Raw genomic sequence first — 18,272 nt, 5'->3', positions numbered from 1 at the left:
GGAGCAAAGCTATGATGAAAGGAAAAAAGAAAAGGCTGCTGGCTGGGACGCTGGCACTTCTTCTTAGTTGTTCTACGTTACTCAATACAGGGATCACCGCACTGGCTTCTGAACAGTCTGAGGAACATGCACAGATACAGGAAGTAAAACAGGAGGAGGCTGCTTCAGAAACATTACCGGAGTTGGAAGAGGTAAAGGAGCAACTAACAGAAGAAGAACTGGTGTATGCAGAGGATCTTACCATAAAAGCAGGAGAGTCCTTTGACCTGGAAACAGATTACAGGGGTTTTCAGAAAAATGATGAAAAAGTAAAGGTAACGTTTCTGAAAGCAGAAGGGGACTCCGGCAATTCTTTTGATTTCAATACCCCAGGTTCTTACCAGGCATTTTATCGTGTTGATCCGTTAAGCGGAAACCCTTCCTATCAGATTATGAGAAGAATTGTGGTAGAAGCAAGGGAAAACAGTACACAGGAACCCCAGGGAGAAGTAAGCCAGCATACCGAAGATGGCTCCGGTGAGGACGGTGAGGCGGACCCTGACCCGGAGATACCGGAGGTACTGACGGAAGAACCGGAAATGCCAGATGCAGGGGCAGAGTTGATTGATCTGACACCAAAAGAGGATAAGGGAATGTTCTTATCGGTTGTTCCGGCAGCAATGGAGCAGCAAAAAGGAAGCAATGTACATCTGGTACAGGGAGAGAAAATCCCATACCCTTCTAACGTGGGGAACTATTCTACTTCCTATTTCACCGTAAATGGCCATGTGGCATATTGTCTGGAGTCTATGAAGGCTTCCCCGCCGACCTCGGATTATGTAGCCAATGAATTTGAAAGCAACCCGGAATTACAGAAAGTCCTTTATTATGGATATGGCGGTCCCGGGGACATTACTGGGGAGTATATGCCCTCTTTTGACTGGAAGACAAAGTATATTTTTACGCATTTAGCTGCCGCTTATTCTTATTGTGGCATGGACGGTTTTTATGGCTGTACCTTTGAAGATATTAAGGCAAGCGGTGTGTGGGGATATATCCAGCATATTTACAGCCTGGAAGCACCTCCGACAGCAGCAATCACGTTGTCCCCAAAGGAAGCAAAGGGTTATGAAAGTGGAAAGGAACAGCGTACCGGAGAATTTACTTTAAAAGGTGACCATAGAAACTATATTACTTTAAAAATGCCAGAGAATGTGACTTATCACAGTGGAAGTACAAAACAGACAGGAACCGTAAAGATCAATGGAAATACCACATTCTATTTCAGTGCTCCCAAAACTGTAACTGGTACATGGAACAGTGGTAAGCTGAAAGGACAAATGGGAACTCAGTGGAAGACCTTAGTATTGTCTACGGGTTCTGGTTCTCAGGATATTGGGTATGGGGCATTTTTTGAAGAAGAAAGTGCTTCTGTGGAATTTACGGTGAAGTGGCTAGACCTGGCAAGGGTAAAGGTAACAAAAAAAGATAAGAACAGTAAAGTAAATCTGTCCGGCGCTGTTTTTGGTATTTATTCAGACAGTGCATGTAAAAACCTTCTTGTACAGATGCCGGCCACAGACAGCAATGGTACTTCTGAGGTGGAACTTCCGAAAACCCAGGATACGGTATATTTAAAAGAAATTTCTGTTCCAGAAGGATATAAGCTGAATACAGAGTCTTTTAACGTGAAGCTGGAAACAGGAAAAACAACTTCTGTTGCAGTGACGAATGAGGAACAGAAAGGAAAAATCACAATCCGTAAAAAAGGTGAGGTTCTGACCGGAGTAACCGGAGAAGAGGGAAACCTGACTTTTGTATATGGAAATGCGGACTTTGCAGGGGCAGAATATAACATTTATGCGGCAGAGGATATTTACAGCCAGGATAAAGTGACGAAGGTGCATAAAGCAGGGGATTTGGTAGAAAGTCTGACAACAGGGGAAGATGGAAGCGCTGTTTCCAAAGAATTGTATCTTGGAAAATATAAGGTTGTAGAACAGAAAGCACCGGAAAATCTGGTGATTGGGAAAACAGAACAGGAACGTACCCAGTTTGTAACCTTGTCCTATGCAGGACAGAATGTAGAGCTATCCCAGGGGGAAACCGTTTTTACCAATGCAAGACCGGAGATTTCCGTAAATGTAGTGAAAAAATCGAAACATGATGATGTTACCCTGGAAGGTGCGACGTTTGGCTTGTATGTAGAAGAAGACCTGACAGCAGCAGACGGAAAGGTCCTTGTAGAAAAAGGAAGCCTGGTGGAACGTGCTGTTTCCGACAGGGAAGGAATGGCTGTGTTCCATGCAGATATTCCTTTGAATTTCCATTACAGTGTAAAGGAAATCCAGGCACCGGATAAGTACTATATGACAGATGAGGTGTATCGTTTCTTCTATGAATATAAAGACGACAGCACCTACACATATACTTTTTCCCATGATTTTAAAAATGAGGAAGTACGGGGAGAAGTTCATGTAAGTAAGATTGACCAGGATTCCCAGGGATTTATTTCCCAGGGTGACGCAACCTTAGTAGGGGCAAAATACGGATTATATGCTGCACAAGATATTGAACACCCAAATAAGAAAGATGGGATTGTCCATAAAAAAGGGGAACTTGTAGCGCAGGGTACGATTTCCAGTGAAGGAACCGTAGATTTCAAAAACCTGTATCTTGGAAATTATTTCGTAAAAGAAATAGAGCCGGCAGAAGGGTATCTGTTAGATGAAACAGAGTATCCCGTAGAGGTTTCGTATGAGGGACAGGAAGTACAGATTGTACACCGGGAGGTGACTGTAAAGGAAACTGTAAAGAAACAGGCCTTTCAGCTTATCAAGATCTCAGAAGACGGGGAGCAGACAGAAACAGAACTGGTAGAAGGAGCTGGATTTAAGGTATTCCTCATCAGTGAGCTGTCTGGTGTAAAAGACGGAAGTTTGAAGCCGGGAAATGGTTCTTATTATACCCCGGAAGATTTTATCACCTATGATTACAGCAAAGACGAAACAGCTTCTTATTGGGAGAATGGTAAAAAGATTACGGTACCAGAGCTGTTTACGGATAAGAAAGGATATTTAAAGAGTCCAGAACTTCCTTATGGAACCTATGTGGTGTTTGAGTCTACGGTTCCGGAAAATTTAAAAGGGATTCGTCCATTTATTGTACAGATTTCGGAAGACAGCCGGGAACCCCAGGTATGGCGTGTGTTTGATGACCGTCCTTTGCAGTATTACTTCAAGATTGTGAAAAAAGATGCCCAGACGCAGAAGCCGGTGCTGGATAACAGTGCAGCTTATAAGATTTATGATGTGGAAGCAGAAAAATATGTGGAAATGATCGTAAGATATCCAAAAAAAGAAGTGGTATCTGTGTTCAGGACCAACGAAGAGGGATACCTGATTACACCGGAGCAGTTAAAATGTGGCACTTACCGGATTGAAGAAGTGGAAGCACCGGAAAATTATGTACAGGTAGGATTTGAAAATGTCCTCTTAAAAGACGGGAAGGAAGTTCCGCTGAATGAAGTTGCAGACGGGGGAGCTTACCAGGAGGCAAAGAAAGCGCCGATCACCATTACCGTAGATTCTGATACCGTACACCAGGTAGAGGAGGAAACTGGTAAATTTATTGTTGTCATTGAACAGTATAATGATGAAGCAGTAGGAAGTCTTACAATCCATAAAAAAGGAGAAAAACTTTCTGGTGCTTCTAAAGTAGAAGAAAAGTTCCTGACAAAGATGAAAAACGGTGTAGCAGGTTTCGTAAATCAGGTAAGCAGTTTCTTCACTGGGGAAGAGGTCATGGAAAAAGAGAAAGGTTATGAATTTGACTATGAAGAGGGAAATATGGAAGGTGCAGAATTTGCCATTCATGCAAAGGAAACCATTTATACCCCGGACGGACAGAAAGACGAAGCAGGAAACCGCATTGTAAAATATGAAAAAGATGCCCTGGTAGCTCGTATGGTGACAGATAAAGAAGGAAAGGCAGTCCTGAATAATCTTCCTATCGGAAAATACTATGTAGTGGAAGAAAAAGCAGGTCAGAACTGCGTGCTTGACTCGGAAGCAAAAGAATTTGAAATTGCATATAAGGGACAGGAAGTAGCAGTGGATTATGTAACAATGGAACTTACCAATCAGCGACAGAAAGTTTCCCTGAGTCTTCTGAAGAAAGACGCAGAAACCGGAAAACCGCTGGAAGGAGTGGTATTCGGGCTGTATGCGCAGGAGGATATCAAAAATGCTGCCGGGGAAGTAGTTGTAGAAAAAGATGCCCTGATTGAACTGGGAACAACAGATGAAGAGGGCAAGCTGGTATTTCAGGCAGATCTTCCTCATGGAAAATACTATATTCAGGAAGTAGAGCATAAGCCGGGATACCTGCCAAATGATGAGGTGTATTCCTTTGATGCGTCTTATACAGACCAGACCCTTGAACTGCTCGCTTTTTCAGAAGAAATTTCTAATCAGCCTACCATTACGGAATTTACAAAAGTAGATTTAACCGGTGGACAGGAAATTGAAGGTGCAAAAATGCAGATTTTAGATCAGGACGGAAAGGTGGTAGAAGAGTGGGTATCTAAGAAAGAACCCCATGTAGTCTATGCACTGGAACCAGGAGAATATGTACTGCATGAAGAGCAAGCGCCTACGGAACAGGGATATGTCCGGGCAGAAGATGTGAAATTTGTTGTGGAAGAAACAGGGGACATACAAAAAGTGAAAATGGAGGACGACCATACCAAAGTTTCAATTTCCAAAACAGATATTACAGATGGAAAAGAAATTGAGGGAGCGAAGCTGCAGATTCTGGATCAGGACGGGGAAGTGGTAGAGTCCTGGACCACAGGAGAGGAACACCTGATTGAGTACCTTCCGATAGGTACTTATACTCTGCATGAAGAAGCGGCAGTTGACGGATATATTGTGGCCAATGACGTGGAGTTTACAGTAGAAGAAACGGGAGAAATCCAGAAAGTAAAGATGGAAGATGAGCGTGCTATGGGACAACTGGTTATCGTAAAAACGGATGCAGACAGCAAAGCGGCTCTGGAAGGAGTAGAATTTGTTCTGCTGGAAAAGGAAACCGGAAAAGAAGTAGGACGTTTGAAGACTGGAAAAGATGGAAAAGCAGTTTCAGAACTACTTCCAATTGGAACTTATGAAAATGGTGTTTTCAAAGAACCGATCACCTATGTGCTGAAAGAAACTGCCACCTTAAAGGGATATGAGAAGACGGAAGAAGAGTGGGAAATCGTATTTACCTATCAGAATGATAAAACACCAGTCATTGAAGTGGTAAAAGAGATCCAGAATAAAAAAATACCAGAAACACCAGGTACCGTAAAACCAGGACCAAAAACGGGTGATGATACAAACTGGTTCCTGCCTTTGCTGGCTCTTGGTGTAAGTGCAGGTATGGTAGCAGGCCTACTTTATTACAGAAAAAGACATAAAAAGGCATAGAAAATAAAAATCAGTTTTTAAACTTGGGAAAGGGCGGCTGCGGCTGTCCTTTCTTTGGCAATATGAGGTGAGAAGCATGGAAGAGAAAAAAAGAATACGGTTTATTGACAGCCATTATCATACCCTGTTCAGCATAGCAGACGGGGACTCCATAGAGATTGTATATCCAGATGGAAAAAGGGAAGAACGGGTTTGTACCTATATTGATGAATACCACACACAGGTAGGGGCAAGGGTGTTCCATATTTGTGAATTTGCAGAAATCATGGAAGCAAATGGAAAATCATATTGCCCGGCAGAATGCAAGGAAAAGGAAGAAAGAAAAGAGGCAGTCAAAGGGGAGAAGAAAACCGGAACTATCCGTATGGAAAGGAGCAGGCGTTGAGGATAGGGATTATAGATGCAGATCTTTTATACCGGAAAAGACACCGGTTTCCTAACTTGGCATGTATGAAACTTTCCGCTTATTGGAAGGAGCAGGGATTTGAAACAGAGCTTCTTTTGGATTACAGCCAGGCAGGGGAATATGACCGGCTCTATGTATCAAAAGTGTTTACGGATACCTTTGTGCCGGAACATATTTTGACGAGGGAAACAACCGTTTATGGAGGGACTGGATTTTTTTACGATAAAGCACCGGTACTTCCAGAAGCGATTGAACACCATACACCGGACTATCATTTGTATGACCAGATGGTAAAAGAACATAGCGAAGGAGAGAAAAAGAAGAAAGAGTTCCAATTTTATACGGAGTATTCCATTGGTTTCCTCACCAGGGGGTGTTTTCGGAAGTGCAGTTTCTGTGTAAACAAAAACAGCACCGGTGCAGCACCAGCAAGCCCATTGGAAGAATTTTATGACCCGTCCAGAAAGAAGTTATGCTTTTTGGACGATAACTTTTTTGCCTGTGCAGGGTGGGAAAAAATCTTTTCCAGTGTCCTGGAAACAGGCAGGCGGTTTCAATTCCGGCAGGGGCTGGATCTGAGGATTATGCAGAAAAGGCAGATGGAACTTCTGGCATCTGGAAAATTGGATAATGGTATGATTTTTGCCTTTGACCATATCAAAGATCAGGAACTTATTGTAAGAAAATTGGAACTTTTGCGGGAAGTGATCCCAGTTTCTTACCAGAAAATTAAGCTGTATGTACTGTGCGGTTATGACTGGGAAGGGACCTGGAAAGCAGATTTTTGGGCAAAGGATATTCGGGACGTTTTCATACGGATTGAGATTTTGATGCGGTATAAGTGCCTGGCTTATCTGATGCGCTATGCAGCATGGGAACAGGCACCGGAGGTTTATAAGGGAATGTATATCAACCTAAGTCGTTGGTGTAACCAGCCGGCCCAGTATTCGAAAAAGAGCCTACGGGAATTTTGTACCGGACAGGGAGAGTATAGTTCCTGTTTCCGCTACCTGACTGCTTTTGAAGCTCTGCACCCGGAAATGGCACATTATCTGGATATGAAATATGAAGAGGTGCAGTATGGGAAAATTTACGGCTGAAGAAATTCAGATTGCAAAGGCAGTGGATTTAGTGGATTTGGCGGAGCAGATAGGGATTCCATTGAAAAGGAAAGGCAGGTTCTATCAGGCAGTGGGTATGGACTCTGTGATGATCTTCAACCGGTCTTCCTGGTGCCGGTTTAGCCAAGGGGTAGGTGGCAGCACCATTGACTTTCTGGAATATTTCAGAAACATGGATTTTGTGGAGGCAGTCAAATATCTGCTGGAGTTTGCCGGATATATCCGTACTGAAACCATGCAAAAATTTCAACCGGAAAGACAGACTGAAAAAATAGAAGAAACAAAACAGAGAAAAGACATACCGAAAGAACCTTTTGTACTTCCTTCAAAATCAGAAACCAGCCGCCGGTTATATGGCTATCTGATAAAACAGCGGAAGCTGTCAAAGCAGATGATTGATTTTTGGGTAAAAAAGGGGATTTTGTATGAGAGCGGAACGTACCATAACCTGGTTTTTGTGGGAAAAGATACGGAAGGTATCCCACGTTTTGCCAGCCAGAGGGGAACCCTGGATAAATATGGAAAACCCTTTAAAGGAGATGTTACGGGGAATGACAAAACTTATGGGGTTAATCTGGTAGACCAAAACAGTGATACGCTCTATGTATATGAGGCGGCCATTGATGCCATGTCCGATATGGAACTGCGGGAAGACTATCAGAACAATATCCTGGTACTTGGAATGCTTTCCGATGGTCCTTTGGAAAAGTTCTTAAAAGATTATCCTCATATCAGGAAGATACAGTTCTGTTTGGATAATGACCTGCCGGGAAGACAAGCGGCAAAAAAATTGGCAAGAAAATATACCCTTATGGAGTATGAGGTTTTTGTACGTCTTCCACCTATGGGAAAAGACTATAATGCTTTTTTGCAGTATAAAAAGGAAAACCAAGAGCTTTCCAGCCTGGTAGAAAAGGAAAGGCCGCTTCTTACTGAAACAAAAGGGACAAACATACAAAAGATAGAAAAAATGGTAGGACACAGGAACATAGTACCATACCAGATAGCACAGGCAAGATAGGAGGGTATTCTTTTGGAAAATAGCTATGATGAGGAATGTTTCAAAAAATGGGAGATCGACGAATGCGAAGCGGAGATGGAAAAAGTAGTGCAGTGGATAGGAAAGAGGAAACTGCATGGACGTGTACGGGTTGCGTTTATCGAAGAGAGCTATGAGCGGCAGGGATACCGCATGGGGATACCCAAGCAGGCGTATGTGTCCAGGGTGCTGGCAAACATCAGGAAAGAAGAGCGGTGAGAAAGAAATAACCAATCCGAAAGTGGGGGTGTTAGGAAAGGAGGTGGTGCAGACCAACAGAATTTTTGACAGAAGGATAAACTCTGGATACGGGAAGGGGTGATTCTATGATTGTAAGGTAATGCCAGATGGATATTTCGTTTGTAGCTGTGGATTTCTCATGAAGACTATAAAAAATTTAGGAGACAGGAGGAAATAAGTGAGTAATCCTAGGTAAAATGTGTAGCTACACCTCATGAAATATGAGGAATGAAATATAGTTTGGTGAATTTTTGTGAGTTTGATAAATATGCAGCAAAGAGTTATTGTGCGATTCATGGTACAAGTGAAACATTGAATCTGGGAGATATTACAAAAGTGGACGAAAGGGAGATTGAACCGTTTAACATGATTTGTGGCGGAAGCCCCTGTCAGGATTTTTCCCTGGCAGGCAAGCAGGCAGGCGCAGTTTGGAAATGCCGAAGCTGCGGGTATGAGTATAACCCTCTGCAGGTACATTATTCCAAAAGGGACGCCTGCGGCATGTGTGGTTCCCATGATATTGATAAAACACGTTCTTCCCTTCTGGTGGAGTGGCTCCGTATGATACGGGGTGTCAAACCAATATGGGGAATTTATGAAAATGTAAAAAATATTGTAGGAAAAAAATTCCGGGATACCACATTCCGGTTGTTTGAAGAAGAACTGCATGAATACGGATACCACACCTATTGGAGTGTTCTTAATGCAAAGCATTACGGAATACCCCAGAACAGGGAACGGGTATATCTGATTTTGATACAGAAGGAAATGGATAATGGAACATTCCAGTTTCCAGAACCGCTGGAGTCCTTCCAGTGCCTTATGGATATTCTGGAGGATACGGTAGAGGAAAGATACTACTTATCCCAGGAAAAAGTACGCCGCTTGATTGAAGATATGGAAGAGAGAAAAGCGCTTTTGTTTGAGCCGGACGAAAAAAGCCTGAAGGCTTTTCGGGAAAACCGGGTAAAACGGGCCGGAAATATCAAAGGGGTGTTTGAACAGACTGGACGGGTTTATCTGCCAGACGGGTGCTGCCCTACGGTAACTGCCTGTGGTGGTGGCGGACATCAGCCCAAAATTCTTCAAGTGGGAGATATTCATACCGGCTATGGTTCAAGCGGGGTTATTTATTCCCCTTTAGGAAGCAGCGGTGCGGTTTTAGCAGGGCATGACCAGCCAAAGATTGTAGAAAAATGTCCAGGAGCAATCCGGGGCAGGTATGACCCGGAAGGCCGGATTGTGCAGACTTTGGAACTGGGAGAAAAAGAAGTCTGCCATACCCTTACTTCTGTACAAAAAGATAATATCATTCTGGTACGTCAAAAGACACAGAAAGGTTATGAGGAATGTTTGGAAAATGGTGTTGTAAATCTTAGTTATCCGTCTGTGGAAAAACGGGGAAGGGTACAGGAGCATGGGGAACTCTGCCCTACGCTTACGACATCAAATGGGATACACCGTTTAGAGTCTTTGATCCGTATCCGGAGGCTGACACCTTTAGAATGCTTCCGGCTTATGGGCTTTTCCGATGCGGATTTTTGGAAAGCAAAAGAAGCAGGCATAAGCAACAGCCAGCTTTACAAACAGGCAGGAAATTCCATTGTTGTTGATGTGCTGTACTATATTTTTCTGGAACTATACAAAGCCATGCCATATCTGTTTGAGGATATTCGGCTTTCTTCCTTTTTCAGTGGGATTGGAGCTTTTGAAAAGGCATTGGAGCGTTTGGAAGAACAGGTAAACCAATAATTTCATAAGAGAAACCCAAAGCGGCAAATGGTCCATAGAGAGTCTTCCCATACTTGTTGGAAAGAGAGAAATTGCGGAAGAAGAAGCAGCCAGCAGGGAGTCTGTGCAAAAGCGTTGATAGCAGAATGGAAGAACTGCTGCCACATCAGACACAGGAGGCTGGCAGATTTGCTAACAGAACTGGGGTTTTGTTAGCAGAAATAGAAGTAGGAAGTGGAAAAACCGATAGCAGATGTTTGGAACTGCTATCGGTTTTTCCCTATATGGAACGCAGGTCTGCTATCAGTATCTGCGTTTTGCTATCTATGTTATCCGGGGTATTAGGGGGTGCCCCCTAACAAGATGGGATTTTGTACGGTAAAATCCGTATCTTGCAGAGGACTGGCATAGCCAGTCCGGACGCCGGGAAGTTATACGGTGACCGATAGCAGGTCTTAGGAGTTGACTGCAGATAGCGTTGGAGTAGAAATCGGTAGATGAAATATGTGATAAAGATAAGGAAAGGGGGAGCATGAAAAAAGAAACAATGAAATGCAGAAAAGAAATCCGGCTGTACTCATGGGAGTTGGAAGAGTTACAAAAACAGGCAGAAAAGATGGGGCTTTCCGATTCCCAGTACCTTCGTATGCTGATTACCAACCGTCCCAGGGATTACCCGGAAATCCGTCAGGAACTGGAACGCATGAACCAGGAAATCAACCGGATTGGTGTAAACATCAACCAGATTACCCATAACAATAACAGCGCCCTTTATTCCAGGGAAGATAAACACCGTCTGTATGTGTTTTTGAAGCAGATAAAAACACTGGTAAGCCAGGTGCAGGAAAGGCTGTAGGTTATGGCAATTACAAAGTGCCTGCACATGAAACAGGCAAAAACGGGTTATCCGGCAAAACATCTGGCAAATGGTCTTCGCTATATTATGAACCCGGAGAAAACAGAACATGGCCGCTATGTCTGTGGACATAACTGTATTCCTGAACAGGCATTATCCCAGATGGTAGATACCAAACGTCATTTTGGAAAGCTGGATAAAAGGCAGGGCTACCATTTCATTCTTTCATTTGAGGAAGATGAGGTTTCGGAAGAAGAAGCCTTCCAAATGGTAGGAGAGTTTGTGACAGAATTTCTTGGGAAGGATTTTGAAGCGGTTTATGCAGTCCATAATGATACGGACCATATTCATGGGCACATTATTTTTAATTCAGTACGCTGTACTACGGGATATAAATACGATTATAGAAATGGGGATTGGGAAAACATTATCCAGCCTCTGACCAACCGGATATGCAGGGAGCATGGTTTATCTGTGCTGGATCTGGAAGAAGCCAAGGAAAAACGCAAACAAAAAGGACAGGAAGAAAAATCTCTTTCTGAACGGGACAGGCGGATCAGAAGAGATGTGGACCAGGCATTACAGGACGCAGGTTCTTATGAGGAATTTCTTGAAAATCTTTCCAGCATGGGATATGAGTTGCGGGGAAGAAAGCGCCTTTCTGTTCGGGAACCCGGAGCAGGAAGGGCAAGGCGGCTTGACCAGCTAGGGGAAGAATATACAGAGGAAAAGCTTCGGCAGCGTTTTGGACGCCTTCCAATCCCGGAAATGACCGGAGAGGAGATACCGGTAGAATGGACGTATGTGTTTATCCCATACCGGGAGCGGCATTTGACCAGATACCAGAAGGAATGTTTTCTTCGCAGGTATCGGCAGGGGAAACCAATGGCAAACTCTAAAACCTGGAAATACAGGGCAGCAATCCATGAATTGAAAAAATTGCAGGAGGAATTTGATTTTCTGGCAGCTTATCGCATACAGGATAAGGCGCAGTTGAAAGCCATTTCTGATGCAACAAAGGAACAGCTTTGGGAAAACAGCAGGGCAAGAAAGCAGCTACGAAAAGAAATGGTTCCTTATGAGGAAATGCTTCTGCTTCTCAATAAGCTGCAGGAAAAACAGATGGAAGCAGAACTTTATCAGGAAGGGTATCAGGAATTTTTTCAAGACCACCAGACATACCAAAACCTTCTTGGGCAGTTAAAAGAAATGGGATATTCCTTGTCTGATGCAGAACAGACAGACGCTTATTTCTTTGAGAAAGAGGAGCGTTTGCGGATCGAACGGAAAAAAATCTTAAAAGAAAAAAGGATTGCAGAGCGTCTGCGTGAAAAAGCAGAAGAAAAAGAAAAGTTGGAAGCACAGCAGAAGGAAAAGAATAGGAAACCGTCTGCGAGGGGCAGAGGAAAAGGAGGGTAAATGACAGTAGAAGGACAACGGTATCTGGAAGAATGCCGGAAAGTTTTAAAAGAAGAACAGATGGACGCAGTTTCTATGGGGCTGGATTTTGGTCTTCCTGTTTCAGATATTCAGAAAGTAGTTAAGAGCAACCAGGAAGCCCCGGTGATGAAAGCAATCATCATAGGGCTTATGGAAGGGATTGGGGAAATCGACTTTTTATGCGAAGGAAATTATAACCAGTTCCAGGTACGGGAAATCGTAGAGGGCTTAAAAAACGGGCTGGATCTGGAAGAGGTGAAAACCTATGCCGGAAATGAACTGCCGGCCAGCCGTATGCGGACCATGCGGATACAACTGGAAGAGTCAAAGGCAAAAAAAGAAGTTCCGAAAGATGAAGAAATGCGTTCTTATATGAAAAATCTTATGGGGATCATGGAACAATCCATTCAGCAGTTCCGGGAAAGCAATGACCGTTTTACAGCCTTGTCCTCTCTGGTAAAGGAGCATGTTGTTGAAGAGAAAAACCAGGAGATTAAAGACCTGTATGAGAACCTGCAATATAAAGATAAAAACATACAGGAATTAAAAGAAAAGCTGGCAAAGAAAGAGCAGGAAATTCAGGAGCTGAAAAAAGAAGCAGAAAAATACAGGGAAAAAACAGAAGCTGCTTCCAGGGAAACAAAAGTGGTATTGGAAGAAAAAAGCATACAAACAGCGGAAGGGCTGCAAAAAAGTAAGCGCCGGCTGCTTGGGATTGCCATGCTTGGAAAAAAAGTACCCAAAAGTGTTGTGGAGAAAATTCTGGAATATAACTTGTCCGCAGAACAGTTGGAAGAAATTCGCCAGTGTGTAGAAAGTGGGCTGGCAGATGCAGAAATTCTTCAGGTGATGGAGAACAGTCCTTCACCGGAGAGAATGAAAAAAATGCGGGAAATTATCCTTTTGATGCGGAAACGGAAGGCGGGTGTGTAAATGGCAGAACTTGAACATGTGGTAAAAATATTTTCCCTTTTGGAAGCTGCCGAAAAGGAACAGCCCTTTCTTACTAGGGAGCAGAAACAGGATTTGTACCGTATTGCTTTTCATAAGGAGTCTATGGAAGAGGTAGAAAAAATTATTTTGCAGTTACAGGCGCCTCATGCAGGAAAGGAAGAAAAAGAGCGTATTCTTTATCATTACCTTGAACCGTTTTCTCAGGTTCCGGAAAATATTTTGCAGATTGAGAATTATATTTTTCAGCTTCAGTATATGACCTATGAAAAGGAAAAAGCAAACCACATGCTGGAGGCTCTCTTAAAACAGGAAAATATCCAGTATGACCTGGAAGCCATGCTTGCAGAAGGAAAAACAAAGGCGGCTGTTTTAGCAAAAAAAGACAGGGCAATGGGATAGGAGGGAGAGCATGAGTGAAATACAAGATGCGGCGCAAATCATTAAAGTTTCCTTTGAAGGCGCAGAAATCATTCTGAAAATGGGAAATACAGGCTGGCAGTTTGTAAAAGATATTTGTGCGGTATTTAAAAAAGTTCTGGACCAGGAAAAATTGTCAGGGAAAACTTCTGTACAAAAGCTCCTGAAAATGGGAGGCGATTTGCAGGTTTTCCGTTTTGAAACAAAAGACCTGGAACGGGTAAAAGCCCTGGCAAATAAGTATGGGATTTTATATTCCATTTTGCCGGATTTGAATGAGAAGGACGGTATGAGTGAAATTTTGTTCCATTCCCAGGCAGCGCCCCGTATTCAGTCCATGATGGCAAAAATTGAACATTCCAATATTGGGACGTTAGATGAATACTATGAAAATGCAGAGCCGGATAAGGTAGAGCAGTTGGTAGAAGAAGTAAAAAAGCCTGTCCTGCCGGAGCCGAAGGAGTGTGAACTGGTTGCGCGGGAACTGGCGAAAAACCAGGTGGAGAAGATCAGTGATGTCCGTTCCCGTCTGAATATGACCTGGCTTCAGATCTGGCCGATTATCTGCTACATGGAAGAACAGGGGATTTTGGAGAAAGGGAAGGAAGGTACGGTGACACTGACCAGGACACCGGAACAGATCGAAGAATTGGTAGATTCCCAGCAGTGGAAACAGTTGTTTGGGGAAGAGGAAGCCCAAAGACGCAGCACTGGAAACAGCCAGGAAACAGAAGAAAAGATGCAGGTCATTCAGCGTATCCAAAAGGAAAAGCGGAACAATCCAGGTGTGAATGCCATTACCATAGACCAGAAGCTGGTATATGAAGAAACAGAGCATCATATCAAAACCAGGATTCCGTACCGTAAGAATGAATTTATCTGGCTGGACAAATCGGAAATTAGCTGGATTAATGACCATAAGACTATTTTTGCAGGATTGGAAAAGAAGAAGGAGTATGCAATTTTAGACCTGGAGGACCGTTTTCTTAGAAAAACTTCGGGGGAAGATTTATATAGGGAAAGCTATGATCCGGTACGCAGGGAACGTGCCAGACAGGAGCAGGAAAAGATACGCAGAAGAAGGGAACATAATTACAGGAAGACACAACAGAACCTGGAAGCAGGGAGAAGAAGCATACAGGGGCAAAGGAGGTAGAGAACCGGAGCAATTCAGAAAAAGAAGAAACAGTCCTGGGGTATGTATTTCATTGGAGGCGTAGCTTCCGGCTATGGAGGTTATCTCTTGAACGTGTGTTATCAGCCTGGAAAGGATATCAACTATTTTTTAAACCGTCTGGATCAGGTGATGGCAGCCCCGTTTGCCAATTATTGGAACGAAACTTCCTTAAAAGCAATCATTCTGGGGATTTTTGTATATGTGATCGGTATGGTCATGTATGTCACCAGCCGGAAAAACTATATGCCGGGTCAGGAATTTGGTACCGCTGTTTTTGCAGATCCGAAAAAGGTGGCAAAGCAGTTTGCGGATAAAGATGAACACAATAACCTGATCTTATCCCAGAATGTCAGGCTGTCCATGAATACCAGAAAGACTAGGAGAAACCTAAATGTCCTGGTAATCGGAGGAAGCGGCGCTGGAAAAACCTTGTTCATGGTGAAACCCAATCTCCTTCAGTTAAGCAGGGCTTCCCAGATCATTACAGATCCCAAAGGGGAGATTTTAAGATGCTGCGGAGGTATGCTGAAAGCGCATGGATACCGGATACGGGTGCTGAACCTGGTGGAAATGGAGCAGTCTAACGGATATAATCCATTCCGCTATATCCGCTCTGAAACAGATATTGTAAAACTGGTTACTAACTTGATCAATAATACCACACCGAAAAACGCACAGCCCAGTGATCCATTCTGGGAGAAAGCCGAGTCTTTGTACTTGCAGGCTATTTTTCTTTATGTGTGGCAGGAGTGTGAAATGGAGAAAAGGAATTTCCGTATGGTTTTGCAGCTTTTGAATGAGGCGGAAGTCCATGCAGACGGTTCCCCTTCTGATTTAGACCGGCGTTTCCGCAGACTGGAGAGAAAAAAGGGAAGCAACCACCCTGCTTTAATCCAGTATAATAAAGTGGTACGGGGTGCAGGAGATACGGTAAGGAGTATCATCATTTCCGCAAATGCAAGGCTGGGATTGTTACAGAACCCACAAATTTTGCGGATTCTGGATCATGATGAAATGGAGATTGAGGAGATTGGGATTGGTGTTGATGGGGACAGAAACCGGAAGACCGCACTTTTTTGTGTGACGCCGGATTCGGATAAGAGTTATGCCTTTTTAATTGGTATGCTTTATTCCCAGATTTTCCAGGAATTGTATTACCAGGCAGACTTCCATTACAATGGAAAACTTCCCATTAACGTGAATTTTATGCTGGACGAATTTGCCAACGTGCCATTGCCAGATGACTACTGCAGCCTACTTAGTACCATGCGTTCCAGAAATATTTCCTGTACCATTTTTATCCAAAACCTTGCCCAGATCAAGGCTTTGTTTGAGAAAACCTGGGAAACCATACCGGGTAATTGTGATTCCCTGGTATATCTTGGTGGGAATGAACAGTCCACGCATAAGTATATCAGTGAGTCCCTGGGAAAAGGAACCATTGATAAAAAAAGCAGTGGGGAAACCAAAGGCCGGCAAGGGAGCAGTTCCCGGAATTATGATGTGCTGGGGCGTGAGCTTTTGACACCGGACGAAACCCGAAAGCTGGATAACTCAGAGTGTATTTTGTTAATCAGGGGTTGTGATCCTATTATTGATAAGAAATACAATACTTTTGCACACTCCAGATTTTCGGAAACAGAAGATGGCGGGGGTGCGCCTTATATCCATGACAGAATGGCTGCCCAAAAACAGGCGGTACAGATTTTAAGTGAAGAATCCCTGGATTATTATAAGAAGAAAAAGGAACAGGGAGAAGATGTTCAGATTGTGGAACTGTCTTTTGATGAAATTTTTTCTTATGAGCCTATTCCTAAGAAGATTTTTTCGGAGGAAGAGCTGAAAGAGAACCAGAAGAAGAGAACGGTAGAGGAGGTGAGGCCGCCGAAGAAAACGGAAAAACCGGTACAGACAGAGGAAGAAAAACTTTCTGAATTATTGGAAAGCCATGTTTATAATGAGGAACAGTTGGGAGAAATCATGCTTGCCATTGGTGCTGGAATTTCGTATGATAAAATCCTTCAAATGGCAGATACAAAAAACAGTGCTGAAAAGATGAAGGAAATCCGTAAAAAATTTACAAAAGAAACAGCCTCGGATTAAAGAAGGCAGATTTTTGGAAACCTGTAGTTTTTGCATTACGCAGGGCAGGTTTTTAAAAATCTGTCTTTTTGCGTAATGCGGTATCAATCACATGAAAAGGAGTAAAAAGATATGAAAATCAAAGAGGTTATCAGAAAGAAACAGAACCGCTTGAAAAAATCTCTACTGGGAGTCCTGGCAGTAAGCGCTGCCACTGTTTCCCTGTTCCCCCAGACTGTCATGGCTTCCGGGGTAAGTGACGTAACACAGCCGCTTATGAATTTAAAGACACTGGTGATCAGTATTATCGGTGCGGTGGGTGTGATTATCCTGGCAAAAAACGTGATGGAATTTGCACAGGCTTACCAGCAGCAGGACAGTTCTTCTATGAACAGTGCCATTAAAGGAATTGTTGCAGGGCTTATTATGGCAGCTATTTCCTCCGTTCTTACTTTCCTGGGAATCAGCTAAAACCGTTCTTCTTTTTGAGATAAACAGATAAGAAGAGAGGTGAAGTGATGTTTAATTTAGGAGAGGCGATCCTTGCACTTTTGGAAATCGTGTTTGGATTTTGGAATAATCAGGTCAGCCTCGTATTTGAACTTTTAGGACAGTCCCCTACCGGGTTCAAAGGGGGCGGGCCCTGGGGGATCATTGAAGGGATTGAACCCCTTTTTGTTGGGATAGGCTCTGCCCTGGTAGTCCTTTTTTTCGTCATTGGGTTTTGTGCAGAGTCGGTAGATATCCGGGAAGAAATCCGGTTTGAAGCAATCCTCCGTATGTTTATCCGGGTTGCCATTGCACAGTGGCTGGTATCTTATAACATTACCATTATGAAAGCCCTGTTTACTTCCTGTGGAAACCTGGTGGGGCATTTGGGACAAAACCAGAGTGTGGAGTTATCCATTGACCCGGCGCAGGCAGAAGTGATCAAAGATTTAGGATTTGGAACCAGTATCGTGTTCCTGATACTTGCTGTTTTCCTATCTTTAATCGTTATTATCTGTGGGTTCTTCCTGCTGTACAATGTTTATTTCCGCTTTTTGAAAATTATGGTAATTGTACCTTTTGGGGCGATTGCCAGCAGTACCCTGGCTGGAAACCGGGGGCTTAGCAATACCTTTGTAGCCTATATGAAATATTTTATCAGTGTCGTTTTTGAGGCAGTCACAATGGCACTGGCAATCCTTTTGTGTAACCAGTTTATTTCCTCCGGACTTCCGACCTTTACCGGAGATTATGAGGACTGGGCCAAAACCCTGATTTATTTGGGGGAAATGACCTTTACGGTTGCGCTGACGGTAGGCACTGTAAAAGGAGCGCAGAACCTGACTTCCAGGGCACTGGGATTGTAGGAGG

14 protein-coding genes are annotated in these 18,272 nt (G+C 43.4%); all 14 read left to right on the top strand.

What is annotated here, in order from left to right; genetic code table 11:
- Positions 1–11: 11 nt before the first annotated feature.
- The 14 genes from OCV72_RS07460 to OCV72_RS07395 all read left to right on the top strand — a co-directional run bounded on the left by OCV72_RS07460 (position 12) and on the right by OCV72_RS07395 (position 18,268).
- Positions 12–5,450 carry a SpaA isopeptide-forming pilin-related protein gene (locus tag OCV72_RS07460; RefSeq protein WP_172677213.1) on the top strand — a complete coding sequence of 1,813 codons (5,439 nt, stop codon included), beginning with the start codon at positions 12–14 and terminating at the stop codon, positions 5,448–5,450.
- Between the two features lie 76 nt (positions 5,451–5,526).
- Positions 5,527–5,835, top strand: a complete 309-nt coding sequence (locus tag OCV72_RS07455; RefSeq protein WP_070098922.1) for a hypothetical protein — start codon at positions 5,527–5,529, stop codon at positions 5,833–5,835.
- Positions 5,832–6,956 carry a radical SAM protein gene (locus tag OCV72_RS07450; protein ID WP_029676832.1) on the top strand — a complete coding sequence of 375 codons (1,125 nt, stop codon included), beginning with the start codon at positions 5,832–5,834 and terminating at the stop codon, positions 6,954–6,956. The genes OCV72_RS07455 and OCV72_RS07450 overlap by 4 nt, the downstream gene beginning before the upstream one ends.
- On the top strand, positions 6,937–7,998 hold the full coding sequence (locus tag OCV72_RS07445; protein WP_025577440.1) for a DUF3991 domain-containing protein: 1,062 nt from the start codon (positions 6,937–6,939) through the stop codon (positions 7,996–7,998). Before OCV72_RS07450 ends, OCV72_RS07445 begins: the two co-directional genes overlap by 20 nt.
- Before the next feature lie 12 nt (positions 7,999–8,010).
- Positions 8,011–8,235: a hypothetical protein gene (locus tag OCV72_RS07440; RefSeq protein ID WP_025577443.1), complete on the top strand. Its 225-nt coding sequence runs from the start codon at positions 8,011–8,013 to the stop codon at positions 8,233–8,235.
- Between the two features lie 249 nt (positions 8,236–8,484).
- On the top strand, positions 8,485–10,008 hold the full coding sequence (gene dcm / locus OCV72_RS07435) for a DNA (cytosine-5-)-methyltransferase (RefSeq protein ID WP_025577444.1): 1,524 nt from the start codon (positions 8,485–8,487) through the stop codon (positions 10,006–10,008).
- Between the two features lie 511 nt (positions 10,009–10,519).
- A complete protein-coding gene (locus tag OCV72_RS07430; RefSeq protein WP_025577448.1) occupies positions 10,520–10,843 on the top strand; it encodes a plasmid mobilization protein in 324 nt (107 codons plus the stop codon).
- A gap of 3 nt (positions 10,844–10,846) precedes the next feature.
- The gene (locus tag OCV72_RS07425; RefSeq protein ID WP_025577449.1) at positions 10,847–12,262 is read left to right on the top strand and encodes a relaxase/mobilization nuclease domain-containing protein; all 1,416 of its coding nucleotides are present in this window, start codon (positions 10,847–10,849) and stop codon (positions 12,260–12,262) included.
- On the top strand, positions 12,263–13,216 hold the full coding sequence (locus tag OCV72_RS07420; RefSeq protein ID WP_025577451.1) for a hypothetical protein: 954 nt from the start codon (positions 12,263–12,265) through the stop codon (positions 13,214–13,216).
- The gene (locus OCV72_RS07415) at positions 13,217–13,636 is read left to right on the top strand and encodes a hypothetical protein (RefSeq protein WP_025577453.1); all 420 of its coding nucleotides are present in this window, start codon (positions 13,217–13,219) and stop codon (positions 13,634–13,636) included. It abuts the gene before it with no gap.
- Between the two features lie 10 nt (positions 13,637–13,646).
- On the top strand, positions 13,647–14,810 hold the full coding sequence (locus OCV72_RS07410) for a PcfB family protein (protein ID WP_025577455.1): 1,164 nt from the start codon (positions 13,647–13,649) through the stop codon (positions 14,808–14,810).
- Between the two features lie 42 nt (positions 14,811–14,852).
- The gene (locus tag OCV72_RS07405; protein WP_070100864.1) at positions 14,853–16,934 is read left to right on the top strand and encodes a VirD4-like conjugal transfer protein, CD1115 family; all 2,082 of its coding nucleotides are present in this window, start codon (positions 14,853–14,855) and stop codon (positions 16,932–16,934) included.
- A 111-nt stretch (positions 16,935–17,045) separates the two neighbouring features.
- Positions 17,046–17,384: a hypothetical protein gene (locus OCV72_RS07400; RefSeq protein ID WP_021651237.1), complete on the top strand. Its 339-nt coding sequence runs from the start codon at positions 17,046–17,048 to the stop codon at positions 17,382–17,384.
- 47 nt (positions 17,385–17,431) lie between these two features.
- The gene (locus OCV72_RS07395; RefSeq protein WP_025577460.1) at positions 17,432–18,268 is read left to right on the top strand and encodes a VirB6/TrbL-like conjugal transfer protein, CD1112 family; all 837 of its coding nucleotides are present in this window, start codon (positions 17,432–17,434) and stop codon (positions 18,266–18,268) included.
- Positions 18,269–18,272: the final 4 nt, after the last annotated feature.

It is taken from the genome of Dorea amylophila, from assembly GCF_025567265.1.
Classification (GTDB): Bacteria; Bacillota; Clostridia; order Lachnospirales; family Lachnospiraceae; genus Dorea_A; species Dorea_A amylophila.
Note: the sequence above shows the minus strand (reverse complement) of the source record. Positions and strands in the feature narration are given on the sequence as shown.